Source organism: Streptococcus sp. CF7_Ac1-12 (assembly GCF_024295905.1).
Lineage (GTDB): Bacteria > Bacillota > Bacilli > Lactobacillales > Streptococcaceae > Streptococcus > Streptococcus mitis_AP.
Genome location: NZ_JANCPG010000003.1, coordinates 1 through 16998, shown reverse-complemented (window position 1 = coordinate 16998; position 16998 = coordinate 1). Strand labels below are relative to the sequence as shown.

The 16998-nt window shown below is 38.3% G+C and carries 18 protein-coding genes; 4 read left to right on the top strand and 14 right to left on the bottom strand.

What is annotated here, in order from left to right; genetic code table 11:
* Positions 1-9: 9 nt before the first annotated feature.
* The 9 genes from NMM17_RS02205 to NMM17_RS02165 form a co-directional block, all read right to left on the bottom strand.
* Positions 10-474, bottom strand: a complete 465-nt coding sequence (locus NMM17_RS02205; RefSeq protein ID WP_001135771.1) for an 8-oxo-dGTP diphosphatase — start codon at positions 472-474, stop codon at positions 10-12.
* A 9-nt stretch (positions 475-483) separates the two neighbouring features.
* Positions 484-1137 carry a uracil-DNA glycosylase gene (locus tag NMM17_RS02200; RefSeq protein WP_254753747.1) on the bottom strand — a complete coding sequence of 218 codons (654 nt, stop codon included), beginning with the start codon at positions 1135-1137 and terminating at the stop codon, positions 484-486.
* 61 nt (positions 1138-1198) lie between these two features.
* A complete protein-coding gene (locus NMM17_RS02195; RefSeq protein WP_254753746.1) occupies positions 1199-1891 on the bottom strand; it encodes a YjjG family noncanonical pyrimidine nucleotidase in 693 nt (230 codons plus the stop codon).
* A 119-nt stretch (positions 1892-2010) separates the two neighbouring features.
* Positions 2011-2223, bottom strand: coding sequence for a hypothetical protein (locus NMM17_RS02190; protein WP_049550846.1), 213 nt, complete (start codon positions 2221-2223; stop codon positions 2011-2013).
* 150 nt (positions 2224-2373) lie between these two features.
* A complete protein-coding gene (locus tag NMM17_RS02185; protein WP_254753745.1) occupies positions 2374-3105 on the bottom strand; it encodes a hypothetical protein in 732 nt (243 codons plus the stop codon).
* Positions 3106-3642: 537 nt separating this feature from the next.
* Complete coding sequence (locus NMM17_RS02180; RefSeq protein WP_254753744.1) at positions 3643-4185, bottom strand: ClbS/DfsB family four-helix bundle protein; 543 nt, start codon at positions 4183-4185, stop codon at positions 3643-3645.
* 56 nt (positions 4186-4241) lie between these two features.
* The gene (locus NMM17_RS02175; protein ID WP_000031481.1) at positions 4242-4736 is read right to left on the bottom strand and encodes a YkgJ family cysteine cluster protein; all 495 of its coding nucleotides are present in this window, start codon (positions 4734-4736) and stop codon (positions 4242-4244) included.
* A gap of 152 nt (positions 4737-4888) precedes the next feature.
* Positions 4889-6622 carry a phosphoenolpyruvate--protein phosphotransferase gene (gene ptsP, locus NMM17_RS02170; protein ID WP_049516641.1) on the bottom strand — a complete coding sequence of 578 codons (1734 nt, stop codon included), beginning with the start codon at positions 6620-6622 and terminating at the stop codon, positions 4889-4891.
* 5 nt (positions 6623-6627) lie between these two features.
* Positions 6628-6891, bottom strand: coding sequence for a phosphocarrier protein HPr (locus NMM17_RS02165; RefSeq protein WP_000146947.1), 264 nt, complete (start codon positions 6889-6891; stop codon positions 6628-6630).
* A gap of 350 nt (positions 6892-7241) precedes the next feature.
* On the opposite strand from NMM17_RS02165, the gene nrdH reads away from it, so the two are divergent.
* From nrdH to NMM17_RS02145, 4 genes are all read left to right on the top strand, one after another.
* Positions 7242-7460, top strand: a complete 219-nt coding sequence (gene nrdH, locus NMM17_RS02160; protein ID WP_000259240.1) for a glutaredoxin-like protein NrdH — start codon at positions 7242-7244, stop codon at positions 7458-7460.
* A gap of 80 nt (positions 7461-7540) precedes the next feature.
* Positions 7541-9700, top strand: a complete 2160-nt coding sequence (gene nrdE / locus NMM17_RS02155; protein WP_049516644.1) for a class 1b ribonucleoside-diphosphate reductase subunit alpha — start codon at positions 7541-7543, stop codon at positions 9698-9700.
* Between the two features lie 192 nt (positions 9701-9892).
* Positions 9893-10855: a class 1b ribonucleoside-diphosphate reductase subunit beta gene (gene nrdF, locus NMM17_RS02150; RefSeq protein ID WP_000451386.1), complete on the top strand. Its 963-nt coding sequence runs from the start codon at positions 9893-9895 to the stop codon at positions 10853-10855.
* Positions 10856-10997: 142 nt separating this feature from the next.
* The gene (locus tag NMM17_RS02145) at positions 10998-11765 is read left to right on the top strand and encodes a DeoR/GlpR family DNA-binding transcription regulator (protein ID WP_000917573.1); all 768 of its coding nucleotides are present in this window, start codon (positions 10998-11000) and stop codon (positions 11763-11765) included.
* Positions 11766-11869: 104 nt separating this feature from the next.
* Here the strand turns inward: NMM17_RS02145 and NMM17_RS02140 are convergent, their stop codons facing one another.
* The 5 genes from NMM17_RS02140 to NMM17_RS02120 all read right to left on the bottom strand — a co-directional run bounded on the left by NMM17_RS02140 (position 11870) and on the right by NMM17_RS02120 (position 16794).
* Positions 11870-12127, bottom strand: coding sequence for a DUF3884 family protein (locus NMM17_RS02140; RefSeq protein WP_024056886.1), 258 nt, complete (start codon positions 12125-12127; stop codon positions 11870-11872).
* A gap of 42 nt (positions 12128-12169) precedes the next feature.
* Complete coding sequence (lacG, locus tag NMM17_RS02135; RefSeq protein ID WP_084946568.1) at positions 12170-13576, bottom strand: 6-phospho-beta-galactosidase; 1407 nt, start codon at positions 13574-13576, stop codon at positions 12170-12172.
* A 338-nt stretch (positions 13577-13914) separates the two neighbouring features.
* Complete coding sequence (locus NMM17_RS02130) at positions 13915-15606, bottom strand: lactose-specific PTS transporter subunit EIIC (RefSeq protein WP_084924483.1); 1692 nt, start codon at positions 15604-15606, stop codon at positions 13915-13917.
* Positions 15606-15923, bottom strand: a complete 318-nt coding sequence (locus NMM17_RS02125) for a PTS lactose/cellobiose transporter subunit IIA (RefSeq protein WP_023936918.1) — start codon at positions 15921-15923, stop codon at positions 15606-15608. The genes NMM17_RS02130 and NMM17_RS02125 overlap by 1 nt, the downstream gene beginning before the upstream one ends.
* 34 nt (positions 15924-15957) lie before the next feature.
* Positions 15958-16794: a transcription antiterminator gene (locus tag NMM17_RS02120; protein WP_254753743.1), complete on the bottom strand. Its 837-nt coding sequence runs from the start codon at positions 16792-16794 to the stop codon at positions 15958-15960.
* Positions 16795-16998: the final 204 nt, after the last annotated feature.

The following is a 16998-nucleotide window of genomic DNA, read 5'->3' as shown; positions in this document are numbered from 1 at the left end:
CTTTCTCCTTTATTCATAGAAATCAACTTGGGTATCCAACAATTTATCCCCATCATACACAAACTTGGCTGAAAAGAATGGTTTATCCTCTAAAAGCCACTTAACAAAGGTATGGTCACCTTCCCAAGTCGGCTTACTCAAAACCTCGTCATAGGGAACCCATTCTAGCGTTCCCTCGTTGCAATCAATCAAGTCCCCCTCGAACTCTGTCACCTTAAAAACATAGGTGTACCAGTCTAAATCTGGTGTAAATTCAGGAAAAGTGATAACACCTTTTAGAACTGGCTTGGCTTTCAGTCCTGTTTCTTCGAGAATTTCACGCGCTGCGCATTCCTGAGGCGTCTCACCACGCTCTAGTTTGCCACCCACACCAATCCATTTCCCTTCATGGACATCATTTGGCTTCTTATTACGGTGGAGCATGAGCAGTTCTTTCCCGTTATCAATGTAGCAAATCGTCGCTAACTGAGGCATATTCTCTCCTTATCTAAGCCAATCGATTGGCTCTTGTCCTGTCTCTGTTAAGAATGCATTGGCCTTGGAAAAAGGCTTGGAACCCCAAAATCCTCTGTAAACTGACAAAGGGCTGGGATGGGCTGATTCGATAATCATGTGATGAGGATTGGTAACTAAGGCCTTCTTCTTGCGTGCATAAGCTCCCCAGAGTACAAAAACGACTGGTCTATCTAGATGATTGACCACCTGAATCACAGCATCCGTAAAAGGATCCCATATCTGCCCAGCATGACCATTGGCACGTCCAGCCGGAACCGTCAAACAAGCATTAAGAAGCAAGACTCCTTGCTCAGCCCAAGCTGTCAAATCATGAGATTTCTTGACCCCGATATCATCTGACAATTCTTTCAAGATATTTTGCAAGGATGGTGGAGCTGGGATAGAGTCAGGTACAGAAAAACTCAAGCCCTGCGCTTGACCTGGCCCGTGATAAGGATCTTGCCCTAGAATCACCACCTTAACTTCTTCAAGCGGTGTTGTCAAGAGGGCCTGAAAAACCTTTTCTTTGGGCGGATAAACAGTACCCTGAGCATAGACCTGCTCCATAAACTGATTGATTTTCCCAAAATAACCCTCAGGTAATTGTTCCTTTATCAAATCATGCCAAGACGAGTGTTCCATAGCCGACTCCTTCTTTTTTACTGCCTCTATTATAGCAAAAAGTGGCTATCTAAACCACTTTTTACAGTTTATCTAAGCAATCCAGCAAGTCTTGGTAAGAATGGACTTCGTAGGTTGGCTGAGCTTGTGTGGGATTTTCGAGGTGATGAGGATTGTACCAAATAGTGTCAATCCCCGCATTATTGCCGCCTTGAATGTCGGCGGTTAGAGAATCTCCAATCATCAACGTCTTTTCTTTACTAAAACCTGCAATCTGTTGGCCAATCTTTTCATAAAAGAGAGCATCCGGTTTTTGTGTTTGCAACTGTTCAGAGATAAAGACTTGATTGAAATAAGGTGCTAGACCAGATTGAGCCAAACGACCTGTCTGAATGGCAGTAATGCCATTTGTCGCAGCATATAGCTCATAATCTCTCTCGATGAGGTTGTCTAAGAGTTCATGAGCGCCTGAAAGAGTTTGTCCCTGTTGGGCGAGGTAAAATTGGTAACGTTGGGCTAGAAAACTACCGTCTTTTTCCTGTCCAAAATGAGCAAATAAACGAGAAAAGCGCGTGTTAACCAGCTCTTGTTTACTGATTTTCTTTTGTTCCAAGTCCTTCCAGAGAGCCTTGTTCATAGGAATGTAATAGTCTTTATAAGCCTGAATATCTGTAACTCCTTTTTCTTTTAGAAGTTGGGTCAAAGCCACATCCTCAGCAACATCAAAATCAAGCAAGGTGTGGTCGAGGTCGAAAAGTAGAAATTTGTAAGACAATTTGGTGTTTTCCTTTCTAAGATAAACAACTTTCACTTCATTCGGCTGATTAATGCAAAAACTTAAAAGTAGTATATTATCACAAAGAATAATAGTTCCAATTGATTAACTAACCCATACTAATCTAGTGAATTATAGAAAAATCTTCTATAAATTCGAGCAATAGTTAAAATAAATACAGAGACTACTCCTATAATAATTAAAGTTGATTTTCCTACACTTGTATCAGCATTTATTATATAAGTGTGAAATAAAGGTGCTAGACCTAGCAAAACATATAAAATGTAGAAAGTTAATTTTATCTCTCCGATACCAGCAAAGAAATGTTTCATTTGAATATTCTCCTTTTAATTGAATATGGTCAGGACATAATCCTAACAAGTAATCGGTGACTCTATTAAAAGCACTTTGTTACCTAGATAAGATATCTTTTCTCTATCTGATTTGATTTTAAAGAGAAGTAAGATTTAACCATATTTATCTCATTTCTTATTTTTAAATAATTCATACTCTTTTTCTCTGATAAATGGAAGTGAAAAATTAGAAAAAATTAGTAGAATTGAAAACAGATATCCGTCTTTTTGAATTGCTAAAACATAGCCTAAAAATAAATAGACAATCAAATCTAGTACAAACAGAGAAAATACTCTCCTTTTCATTACCTCACTTGAATTAAAGATTCTGTTTAATAGAAACTTTATCGTCGTATCTACACAAATTTTTATCAAAAAGATAAGAGCCAATACACGATTAGCAACTGTACCATGAAGAATAAATGGAAATATAGTTAATATAAAACTAGAAATCTCTAAATATTTTATCCAAGGAGATTGAGACATCTTACTTTTAAATTGACTGATTTTCCTATACTCGCTAGCTAATCTAGTATCAAAATCTTTACCGATTTTATTAAAGATTAAGAACTCCAGGATAAAATTACTTATTAATACGATATAAGTAGAAACCTTTCCTGGGAAAAATTTATTGATTAAAATTGGAAAACTAATTAACAGAATCGAGTTTATAGCCAAACAAATGGATACTATTTTATTCTTCACAGAGTATATAGGTAGCGATACTATTGAATAGAGAAACGCTAAAAAAATAAGCAAGAAATACTCAGTGCTGCTAATTAGTGGCGCCCTTAATGATAAAAATAGATAGGCACCCCACACGATGATATGCGCTTTACGAATTGACTCTAGATTACTCATCTACCTACTCCTAATATGTAAAGAGAATCCATTTTTAGCTCACATTCTCTTTCCAACAAGTCATAAGCATTTTATGATATTTCCTTCTTCTACATTAGATAAAGTTGAAATACATTTTTTTGCAAGTGAAAATATAATTGTTATTTAAAATCCCAAATATCTATCCCTCTTCTAGACCTAAACCAAGTCAGATTAAAGATACAAATATAATGGTAGGGCTTTCTTTTACTTTAGACTACCATAAAACAAGGAATCTTTCAACAAAATTCATTGGCAAAACACTATCCTATACAATTGACAGCTCAAATCTTTCAGAATAGAACAATCCTAACTATCGAATACACTAACTTCATAAATATCCATGTGATTATAGACCTAGAATTCCTATAAACTAAATGTTTTCGTACTATTCTAAGCCATTGATTACCTTAAATTTTAATTTTTGAAGGATTCTAAAGCTAGAATAACTCAAAAATAAGGAGAACTAAGCTATTCGAAACTTATAAGAACCTTTCCTGAATTTCATTGTCACTTGAACTAATGAGACTTACAATTCTTCCGATGAGCTTTGAGTTTTTTCATAGCCCAATCATAATGACTGGAGGTGTTACTGACAAAGTAGGAACCTAGACTTGTTCCGCCGGTCCACTTATAGACACCTTTGGTAAAGAGGTCGTCATTGCTAAAAACTTCTATCAATTCTAAAACCTCCCTATGTGATTGTTCTAGGAGTCTAGTCGCTTCTTCTAAGGAGGTTTTCTGGTGCTTCTTCCAAAAAGCGATATTCATTTCTCCATAAGTTTTCCAATTATAAGATTCAGGGAGAAAAGGTCTTTCGTGACCTTTTTGATTGGAATGTACCCAAGTCAAAAGTAACTGCTGCCATTCATAAAGATGGATCAAGACATCCCGTAGATTTTTATCCCTTTTCCAGTGAGCTTCTTTTTTCTTTGGGTCTCTTGAAAAATCAAATGGAATCTGTAGCTCATCTTCACTTAGTTGGGAGATGAAACGATTGAGCTTTTCATAGTTTTCCTTAGAGGCCAGCATTAGCTCCTCTTTTGTTTTCGGTCTAGGCACAGAGTTCTCCCTTCATATTACTAGTTATTATTAGAAATTTTTTATCCTTTAAATCTCTATAACTTATCCTTTAATTTCTCAACAAAGAGATAGGCTGCTGGACAGGTCAAGGTATTCTTAATAGTCAAATGGTTGATTTGATGGATTTTTTTCCTGTCTGTATGGGGAAATTCACGACAGGCCTTTGGACGAACATCATAGATGGAACAGAGATTATCTCCTCCTAGAAAGGGACAAGGCATGGATTTAAAAACCTTATCGCCATCTTCATCTACCTGCAGAAACTCCGCTTCAAAAGCTGGTAATTTCATCTTAAAGTACTTAGCAATACGAGTGATGTCTGCTTCCTTGAAGTCAGGTCCCAATGTCTTGCAACAGTTGGCACAGGCAGTACAATCAATTTCCTCAAATACTTCTTGGTGAATCTGCTGGGCTATCTTATCTAGATTTTTTGGTGGCTTTTTCTTTAGATTGGCTAAAACTTTACGATGCTCCTTCTGCTTTTGTAAGGCTAGCTGGTGGTAATATTCAATATCAATTTCTTTAGACATGATTTCTCTCTTATTCTATTTGTTTCTCTCTTATTCTATTTGTTTCTCCTATTATATCATGCCTCTTCATCATTGAAAAGTGGAGTTTATTAGACTATACTTTCCCAAAATGCGTCAAAAAACCTTGCAACTAGGTTACAAGGTTAATGACATTAATCAAAGTTAACGTATTCTTTTTGAAGTTCAAGAACTTCTTCCATTGTTGAACACTCTGTAAGGGCACGGTTAGCGTACTCTTCCATCTTAGCAGTGTCCAATTTCTTCATCAAGCTACGTGTACGGAGGACTGATGTTGCTGACATAGAGAACTCATCCAAGCCCATTCCGACAAGAAGTGGAACAGCTTTTTGGTCACCAGCCATCTCACCACACATACCAGCCCATTTACCTTCAGCGTGAGCTGCCTTGATAACGTTGTTGATCAAGCGAAGGATTGATGGGTTATATGGTTGGTAAAGGTATGAAACTTGCTCGTTCATACGGTCTGCTGCCATTGAGTATTGGATCAAGTCGTTTGTTCCAATTGACATGAAGTCTACTTCTTTTGCAAATTGGTCTGCAAGCATTGCTGCTGCAGGGATTTCAATCATGATACCAACTTGGATGTCATCCGCAACTGCAACTCCTTCAGAAAGAAGGTTTGCTTTTTCTTCTTCATAAACTGCTTTGGCTGCACGGAATTCTTTCAAAAGGGCAACCATTGGGAACATGATACGCAATTGACCATGAACAGAAGCACGAAGAAGGGCACGGATTTGTGTACGGAACATTGCATCTCCAGTTTCAGAAATAGAGATACGAAGGGCACGGAATCCAAGGAATGGGTTCATTTCATGTGGCATATCGAAGTAAGGAAGTTCCTTATCTCCACCGATATCCATTGTACGAACAACCACTGGTTTACCATTCATTCCCTCAAGAACAGCTTTGTATGCTTCATACTGCTCATCTTCAGTTGGGAAGTCTTGAGAATCCATGTACAAGAACTCTGTACGGTAAAGTCCGACAGCTTCAGCACCGTTGTTGTTAACACCTTCAACGTCTTTTGGAGTACCGATGTTAGCAGCCAACTCGAAGTGTTTACCGTCAGCAGTCACTGTTTGAGCATCTTTCAAAAGTGCCCATTCAGCTTTTTGTTTAGCATAAGCTTCACCAGCTGCTTTAAATTCTGCCGCTTGTTCATCTGTTGGGTTGATAATCACTTCACCAGTAATTCCGTTAACGGCAAGGATATCACCGTCCTTCACTACTTCAGTGATGTTGTTTGTTCCCAATACAGCTGCAATTTCAAGTGTACGTGCCATGATAGCTGAGTGGCTTGTACGTCCACCGATGTTTGTTACAAAAGCTTTTACAAAGTTTTTGTCCAATTGAGCTGTATCAGATGGTGTCAAGTCATGCGCAATCACGATTACTTCTTCGTTGATAGAAGCTGGGTTTGGCAATTTCTTACCAAGAAGGTTTGCCAATACACGTTTTGTCACGTCGCGGATATCCGCTGCACGTTCTTGCATGTATGGATTGTCTTCCATACCTTCAAAGATCGTGATGAACATGTCAGTCACTTCTTTAAGACCTGCTTCAGCATTGACTTTCTTAGCACGGATTGTTTCTTTAATCTGACCGATCAATTCTGGGTCAGAAAGAACCATCAAATGAGCGTCAAAAACTTGAGCCGCTTCTTCACCAAGCGTACCTACAGCTTTCTCACGGATAAGAGAAAGCTCGTTTTGAGAAGCTTCAAGAGCTACATCCAAACGAGCCTCTTCTGCGTTTGTATCTTCGACTGAAATAGTCTCGAATGACAAATCCGGTTGAACGAGTAGATATGCTTTTGCAACTGCAACACCGTCAGATGCCGCGATTCCTTTAAGCATTTCTGTCATTTTCCTTATGCCAATCCTTCTTTTTCCATTGTTTCTGAGATTGCAGCGATAGCGTCATCTGCATCTGCACCTTCAGCTGAGATAGTTACATCAGCACCTTGGCCAACACCAAGACTCATAACACCCATGATTGATTTAAGGTTAACTGATTTACCTTTGTACTCAAGAGTGATATCTGAAGCAAATTTGCTTGCAGTTTGTACCAACAATGTTGCTGGACGTGCGTGAATACCTGTTTCTGCCACTACGTGGAAATCTTTAGAAGCCATAGTTTGACTCTCCTTTTGTTCTTTCTTTTTTGAGTTATATGTGATAACCCTTACAATTTGGTATTATACCATCTTCTAGGATTTTTTTCAAGCATTTTATGGGATTTATTCGATTTCCTTTCAGATAACTTGCTGAAAATCTTCTATTCTAGATAACAAAACACAGGATATAGTTTTCCAAAAAACTACTTCTAGGATAATTATCACTATTTCATAAAACAAACACTACATATTGTGTTTTGCAACCTTTAGTAGAAAAATAGACCACTATATTTAGTTTCAAATCATTGACAAAAATTTATTTTCTGATATACTAAGAAAGTAATCTATTTTGAAAGAGGAGTTACACAATGGTAACCGTTTATTCTAAAAACAACTGTGTCCAATGTAAAATGACCAAACGTTTCTTGGACAGTAATAATGTCGCTTATCGTGAAATCAATCTTGATGAGCAACCTGAGTACATCGATCAAGTTAAAGAGCTCGGTTTCAGCGCAGCTCCTGTGATCCAAACACCAACTGAAGTCTTTTCAGGTTTCCAACCAGGAAAACTGAAACAATTAGCATAATCTTAGTACATCATCCAGAAGAAACTGCTTCTAGGGCTAACTTAGAAGCCTTTCTTTTGTAATTAGATAAGGGAAATTTTATGGGATTAAAACATCTTGAAGACGTGACTTACTTCCGTCTCAATAACGAAATCAACCGTCCTGTCAATGGACAAATCATGCTTCATAAAGATAAGGAAGCCTTGGATGCCTTCTTTAAAGAAAATGTAGTTCCAAACACTATGGTTTTTGATTCAATCAAAGATAAAATCAACTACCTCATTGAACACAACTACATCGAAACAGCCTTTATCAAGAAATACCGTCCAGAATTCTTGGAAGAATTGTCTCAATTTATCAAAGAACAAAACTTCCAATTCAAGTCTTTCATGGCTGCCTATAAGTTCTATAATCAATATGCCTTGAAGACTAACGACGGTGAATACTATCTTGAAAGTATGGAAGACCGTGTCTTCTTTAACGCCCTTTATTTTGCCGACGGTGATGAAGCCGTTGCAATTGATATTGCTAATGAAATCATCCACCAACGCTACCAACCTGCTACTCCTTCCTTCTTGAATGCTGGTCGTGCTCGTCGTGGAGAGTTGGTATCTTGTTTCTTGATTCAGGTCACAGATGACATGAACTCTATCGGACGTTCTATCAACTCAGCTCTCCAACTTTCACGTATCGGTGGTGGCGTGGGAATTACCCTCAGCAACCTTCGTGAAGCTGGTGCTCCTATTAAAGGATATGAAGGAGCAGCTTCTGGCGTCGTTCCAGTTATGAAGCTTTTCGAAGATAGCTTCTCTTACTCAAACCAATTGGGTCAACGTCAGGGTGCTGGTGTTGTCTACCTCAACGTCTTCCACCCAGATATTATCGCCTTCCTTTCCACTAAGAAAGAAAACGCCGATGAAAAAGTTCGTGTAAAGACCCTTTCACTTGGTGTTGTAGTACCCGATAAATTCTACGAATTAGCTCGTAAAAATGAAGAAATGTACCTCTTCAGCCCTTACTCAGTAGAGCTTGAATACGGTGTGCCATTTAACTACATCGACATCACTGAAAAATACGATGAGCTAGTCGCAAATCCAAATATCCGCAAGACAAAAATCAAGGCGCGTGATTTGGAAACTGAAATCTCTAAATTGCAACAAGAATCTGGCTACCCTTATGTAGTCAACATCGACACAGCTAACCGTGCAAATCCTGTTGATGGTAAGATTATCATGAGCAACTTGTGTTCTGAGATTCTTCAAGTCCAAGAACCAAGCTTGATCAACGATGCCCAAGAATTCCTTCAAATGGGAACGGATGTTTCATGTAACCTTGGTTCAACCAACGTGGTTAACATGATGACTTCACCTGACTTTGGTCGTTCTATCCGTGCTATGGTGCGTGCCTTAACTTTCGTTACAGATAGTTCACACATCGTAGCTGTTCCTACCATCGACCACGGAAATAGCCAAGCTCATACCTTTGGTCTTGGTGCAATGGGACTTCACAGCTACCTTGCCCAACAATTGATTGAATATGGATCGCCTGAGTCTGTTGAATTTACAAGCATCTACTTTATGCTTATGAACTACTGGACCTTGGTAGAATCAAACAATATCGCGCGTGAACGTGGTATCACCTTCCACAACTTTGAAAAATCAGACTATGCTAACGGAAGCTACTTTGACAAGTATGTGACTGGCGAGTTTGTTCCAAAATCAGACCGTGTTAAAGAACTCTTTAAAGATGTCTTTATCCCAAGTGCTGCTGACTGGGCTGAACTTCGCGACAAGGTTCAAGCAGATGGTCTTTACCACCAAAACCGCCTTGCTGTAGCTCCAAATGGTTCTATCAGTTACATCAACGACGTTTCTGCTTCTATCCACCCGATTACGCAACGTATCGAAGAACGACAAGAAAAGAAAATCGGTAAGATCTACTATCCAGCTGCTGGTTTGTCAACAGAAACCATTCCTTACTACACTTCTGCCTACGACATGGATATGCGTAAGGTGATTGATGTTTACGCTGCTGCGACTGAGCACGTGGACCAAGGACTTTCACTCACCCTCTTCATGCGTAGTGACATTCCAAAAGGTCTTTACGAATGGAAGAAAGAAAACAAACAAACGACACGTGACTTGTCTATCCTTCGTAACTATGCCTTTAACAAGGGTATCAAGTCTATCTACTACGTCCGTACCTTTACAGATGATGGTGGAGAAGTCGGTGCCAACCAATGTGAAAGCTGTGTGATCTAATTTTTGTTTGAGGAAACTACATTTTCTCAGATAAGTATTTATTCACCCTGCTAAACTAAATTGGAATAAGCATCTATACTATGAAATAGCAAAAAGTCGGGCTTCCGACTTTTTGTGCGATACTCTTCTAGAATTATGATAAAATAGAAATAATTGTGAGTTCGCAATACTAAACACAGAAAGAGATTTCAAATGGAAACTTACTACAAAGCCATTAACTGGAATGCCATCGAAGATGTCATCGACAAATCAACTTGGGAAAAGCTGACGGAGCAATTCTGGCTCGATACACGTATTCCCTTGTCAAATGACTTGGATGACTGGAGAAAGCTATCAAATGTAGAAAAAGACTTGGTTGGAAAAGTCTTTGGTGGTTTAACCCTTCTCGATACTATGCAATCTGAAACTGGGGTTCAAGCCCTTCGAGCAGACATCCGTACACCACATGAGGAAGCTGTTTTCAATAACATCCAATTTATGGAATCTGTCCACGCAAAATCTTACTCTTCTATCTTTTCTACCTTGAATACAAAGGCTGAGATTGAAGAAATTTTCGAATGGACCAATACCAATCCTTACCTACAAAAGAAGGCTGAGATTGTCAACGAAATTTACCTAAACGGTAGCCCACTTGAAAAGAAAGTTGCCAGTGTCTTCCTCGAAACCTTCCTCTTCTACTCTGGTTTCTTCACTCCCCTCTACTATCTTGGTAACAACAAACTAGCCAACGTCGCTGAAATCATTAAATTAATTATTCGTGATGAGTCAGTTCACGGAACCTACATTGGTTATAAATTCCAACTCGGTTTCAATGAATTACCTGAAGAAGAGCAAGAAAAGCTCAAAGAATGGATGTACGACCTGCTCTATACTCTTTACGAGAATGAAGAAGGCTACACAGAAAGTCTCTATGACGGTGTTGGTTGGACGGAAGAAGTCAAAACCTTCCTTCGCTACAATGCCAACAAGGCACTCATGAACCTGGGACAAGATCCACTCTTCCCAGATTCAGCAGATGATGTCAACCCAATTGTCATGAACGGTATTTCAACAGGAACTTCTAACCACGACTTCTTCTCTCAAGTCGGAAATGGTTACCTTCTTGGTGAAGTTGAAGCCATGCAAGACGATGACTACAACTACGGTTTAGACTAAGTCAACAATTTCAGAATTGATAACAAATATCATGGTTTGTTTAAAACAACCATGATATTTTTGTTTTTGTTTTCTTTTGTTTTTTAAATTGATTGATTGAATACTTTATGATAAAATAGTAATAGAAATAGAGGTGATAACGATGCTAAAGCAGGAAAAACTAGATAATATTCTAGAAACGGTAAATACAAAGGGAACTATTACTGTAAAAGAAATCATGACTCGCCTGGATGTGTCAGATATGACTGCTAGACGCTATTTACAAGAGTTGGCTGACAAGGATTTACTTGTTCGTGTGCACGGTGGTGCTGAAAAAATTCGCACAGGTTCCATTTTAAACAATGAACGTTCCAATATTGAAAAACAAAGCTTACAAATCGCAGAAAAACAAGAAATTAGCCGTTTTGCAGGCCATTTAATCGATGAAGGGGAAACTATTTTTATCGGCCCAGGTACAACCTTGGAATCTTTTGCCCGTGAACTTCCAATCGATAATATTCGTGTTGTAACAAACAGTTTACCAGTCTTTCTCATCCTAAACGAACGAAAACTAACAGATTTGATTTTAATCGGTGGAAACTATCGCTCTATCACTGGAGCATTTGTGGGAACACTAACCTTACAGAATTTGGCCAATCTACAATTTTCTAAAGCTTTCGTGAGCTGTAATGGTATCAAGGACAATGCGATTGCGACCTTTAGTGAAGAAGAAGGTGAATCCCAACGCATCGCCCTCAATAATTCCAATAAAAAATACTTACTAGCTGACAATAGTAAGTTCAATAAGTTTGATTTTTACACCTTCTACAATATCTCAGATATTGATACCATCGTTTCAGATTCTAAACTGAGCAAAGAAACCTTCGAACAACTTTCAAAACAAACAAAAATTATTCTTTCTAAACCATAAAACTGAGGATTGATAAAATATAAAATGCGTCATATCAAGAAAATAAGAATCTTGATATGACGCATTTTTTGATGAAGATTTTTACAAAGAGTTTCCTAGATTCTTTATGATTGTTGAAACGGCATAAAATCTGAATCAAAGGAGATATTATCCCATTCTTCAGGATTGATAAAATTTAAAAACAGATTTTTAAATTCTTCCAGCTCATAATCTGAATGACAAATCCATTCTTTACCAGTCGAGACATACCATTTTCCGAGACTTTTCAATTCTTCATTCGTCAAACACGGTGTTTGAGAGCATTTTTCGAAATTGATAATATAAACTTTTTCATAAATAGATTGGATTAAATCTTTGAACATCTTTTTTCCTCACTAAAATTCTATATCTAATTACTCATTCTACTACTCAATCACTTGAGTTTCTGCTACTTTCTTGTACCAGTGAGCTGATTTCTTAGGGTAACGTTCTTGAGTTTCAAAGTCTACATAAAAGAGACCGTAACGTTTCTCATATCCATTTGACCATGAGAAGACATCCATTAATGACCAAATGAAGTAACCTTTTACATTCGCTCCATCTGCAATCGCATCAGATAATACTTCCAAGTGTTGTTTGACATAATCAATACGGCCATCATCGTAAACAGTGTTATCAACGAACTCATCTTTATAACCAAGTCCATTTTCAGTGATGTAGATTTTCTTATAGTTAGGATAATCTTTCTTCACGCGCATGATTTGGTCATACAAACCTTGAGGGTAGATAATCCAATCCCAGTCCGTACGTGGCACATAATCAGGAGCTACACGACGACCAACACCTTTGATTTGGTATTTAGAGCTTCCTTTTTCACCCTTACCATTATGGATGATTTCAGTTTCTCCATCAAAGGCTTCCATCCAGTCACTCATATAGTAATTAATTCCAAGGAAGTCATTCAAGTCTTTTGCGGATTCTAATACTTCGAAATCTTCTTCACGAAGATCTAAGCTACCACCATTGGCAGCCAAGATAGCCTCTACCCCTGCCAGGGTCTTTTCAGAGTAGTGACCCAGATAAGTTGCATCCAAGATAAATTTGTTATGGATAATGTCCTCCAACTCTGCCGCAATAACATCTGCAGGATTTTCAGGATCAAGTGGGTACTTGGTTGGGAGAGCGTGCACGACACCAATTTCCCCTTTATAACCTTTCTCTTTATACAATTTTACCGCGCGTGCATGAGACACCATCATATTGTGGTGCGATTGGAAGACTTTGGCAAGATCGTACTGAATACCTGGAGGGAATTTACCAACCAAGTATTGACCATCACCGATTGGTCCAATTTCATTGAAGGTTGTCCAATAGTTTACTTCTGGAAATTCTTCAAAACAGAAGGCAGCGTAGTCTACAAAGTGTTCAATATTTTCACGATTTAAGAAGTCTCCATTTGAGTGGAGAGCTTCTGGCGTGTCAAAGTGATGAAGAGTTACAAAAGGCTCAACGTGACGTTTGTGACACTCAGCAAATAAATTATGATAAAACTCGACACCTTTCTGATTTACTTGACCATAACCAGTCGGGAAAATACGTGACCAGGCAATGGAAATTCGAATGCCATTGACACCATACTCTTCTGCTAGCTCGAGGTCAACTGGATATCGATTGTAAAAATCACTAGCTGGCTCCGCAGTGTACCAGTAGTTATCTTCAAGATATTTATCCCAAGCAACTGGTCCTTTTCCATCAGTATGTGTAGCGCCTTCTGCTTGATAAGCAGCAGTTGCGCCACCGAAAATAAAGTCTTTTGGTAATGTTTTTGTCATTTTTTTCACCTATTTCTTGATTTAAATAAAGTAAAAGTGAGAGGAGAGGAGTCAGTGAGCCATCCTTCTCCATCTCACTTCTTGTACCAAGTCACCGAATTGTGACATGAGGAGGTAAAAACGATATCTTTTTACCAACGAATTAACAAGGCGATTAGGAAATTCGCCATAGCGATTTCCGCAACGATAGGAGACTATTTCAGAGTCCCTAGCCTTAATCGAATTGTGACATGAGGAGGTAAAAACGATATCTTTTTACCAACGAATTAACAAGGCGATTAGGAAATTCGCCATAGCGATTTCCGTAACAAGAGGAGACTGTTTCACAGTCCCTATCGTTAATCGAATTGAGCTTGTACAAATGCAAGAGCACCTTTTCCATCACGGGTTAATTTGATGTATTGAGCACCTTCTGTCTTGGCAAGTTTAATACCGAGTTTATCTGTTTCTGCCTTCATATCTTCAAAGTTTGAAGCAACTTGAGGGGCAAGGATAACTAGATCAAACTCTGGTAACATTTCACGGTGAGCACCATAGCCACCTGCTGCTGCTTTCACAGGAACATTGTATTCTGCAGCTGCCTTATTCAAAGCATTTGCAAGGAGACCACTTGTACCTCCACCAGCACAAAGAACTAAGACATTTGTTTCTTTTGTAATTGTATTTTGAGCTGCTTCTACACCTGCTTTTTCAAGAATAGCATCTGCTTTCGCAGTGTTGAAGTTTGCAGCAACTTTTTCTTTCAATTCATCATTAGACTTACCTGAACGCTCTTCTTCTAGAATTTGTTCATCATAGACCTTAAGGAATGGATAATAAATGACTACGTCAACCACAATTAGAAGGACAGCAAGAATGAATGATAGAACTTGGAAATTAGTACCAAGAACTAGACCTAGTGGAGCTGGGGTTGTCCATGGTAGATTAGCAGTAAATGAATTCATTCCAAGTGTTTCAATAAAGAATTTGAAGATCCAAACGTTCGCGATTGGAGCAAAGATAAATGGAATGAAGAAGATTGGGTTCAATACAAGAGGTGCACCAAACAAGATTGGTTCGTTTACACCAAAGAAAGTTGGAACTACTGAAGCACGACCGATTGCACGGTTACGTTTTGATTTTGTTAACCACATGAACATGAATGGAACAACCAGTGTCGCACCAGTACCACCCATGGTAACGATAAACATTTGTGTACCAGAAGTAAGAATCTTGTCAGCGTGCATACCTTGTTGGAGAAGGTTCAAGTTTACTTCGGCATTTGCATATGTAATAGCTGCGATAGCAGGCTCAACGATAGATGGACCATGGATACCAACAAACCAGAAGAAGGCAAAGGCACCAAAGATAATGGTGATACCTAGATAACCATCAGCAGCAGAGAATAATGGTGCAAAGAATTTACCGATTGATTCTGCTACACTAGCACCAACAAAATGACGAGCTAGTAAATCAAGAGCATAAAGTGAAACAACTGAGAGAGTGAATGGAATCACATCTTTAAAGACTTGTGAGATATTTGGTGGAACTTCGTCAGGCATGCGAATAGTGACATTGTTCTTAACACAAATCTTATAGATAGCTACGGTAACAAAGGCAGCAAGGAAGGCTGAAAGCAAACCTTTTGTCCCCAAGAATCCAGTAGCTAGACCATTTTCGATAGGATCAGCTGCTAACATCAACAAACCAACAATCGCTGCTAACAGTGTTGACATATAGTTGATTTGATTGGTTTTCTCCATGCTACGGTTTACTGAGTCAGTCAATGACTTAGCTGTTGTACCAGCTACCAAGAGAGCCAGAATACCCATAGAATAGCTATAAGGTTTCATCAGAAAGGCTACAACTTCATCAGACCATTTAAAGCCCCATGAGTTTGGTACAAAGGCAATCAAGATAAAGATACTTGAGAAGAGAATAACAGGCATACCTGCAATGAAACCATCACGAATAGCACGAAGATAGATATTACGAGATAGTTTCTCAAAGAAAGGCTTTCCTTTCTCGATAAATGCAATTAATTTATTCATTATTTAACTCCTCTCTTGTACAGTTCAATTAAATGGTGCATCAAATCTTTTAACAAAATAGTTGTCATCAAGTGATCTTGACCGTGCATCATGGTCACACTATAAGCCAAATCTTCGCCAGCTGCTTCCTTAGTCAATAGACTTGTTTGCGCGTGGTGAGCCTCTGCGATACAGCTACCAGCTTCCTCTACAAGAGCATCCGCTTTTGCAAAATCACCAGCTTCAGCAGCTTTCAAGGCTTCCAATAGTTTTGAACGAGCATCGCCAGCATAAGCTACGATTTCAAAACCTAACAATGTTACTTCTTCTCTATTCATGATAGAATTCTCCTTATATAATTTTAAATAAATTTTATGACAATAAACGTTGGATATGTAGAACTAGATAAACTCGTTCACTCTTATACAAATCAAGACCCGTATGTTGCGTAATCACATCATAGATCTTAGAACCAATCTCAAACGCTCTGGGATAGGATTGTTTGATATGGTCTTCCATATCCAGAAGCGATTGGTTATCATCTCTAGAGCGGTCTAAATAATCCAGGAAATAATTCAAATGAATCATAAAGCGATCATAGAAATGATTATTCTCTTTGGTTCGTTGAATTGCATAGTCCTTTAGCACTTCTTCAACATTCCTGAGAATTTCTTTCCTCTTATCAATCGACTCAACTACTTGGACTTCATTCTCACCCTCAGCATTGATGAAATGATAAGCAATCCGAATAATTTCGTCCTCAGGAAAATGATCTGCTAGCTTCTGACGATAAATTCCAAAAGCCTCATTTGCAATTTGAAAAGCGACAGGATACTTGGTAGAAATATCTGGCAGATTACTATCCTTGTACCTTCCTTGTGCTAGAGCTTGGTAAGAACAGTAAATATGATCTGTCAAGGTTACGTAAAGATATTCTTGAATCGGATAATGATATTTCTTTGATAGCTTATCAATGATTTCATAGGTCACTGTGATAAAATCAAGCGGAACATCTTTGAGAAGAGCCATAAAGTTTTCCCTGGACTCTTCTGTCTTCATCCGAAAGATTTTCTCAACCTGATGTTCAGAAATCAAATCTCCCTTCTTCTTTCCAAATGCAATCCCCTTACCAATCACAATCACTTCTTCTCCTTTATCATGCCTGACAAGCGAAACATTGTGATTTATTGGATTTAGAATTCGATACATGTCAACCTCCTTTTATATTTTAAAGGTATATGAGTATAAAAAATGACCACAAATGAACTAGAAAATCATCTGATTTCTAATTCACCTGTGATCATGCCTAATATTACTTAGTAACACTCACCTTGTATTAACTTGTGATTTAAGTATAGCACAAGTAGGTTGTTTTGTAAACCTTTACATGAAACTTTTTTTAAAATTTTTTTA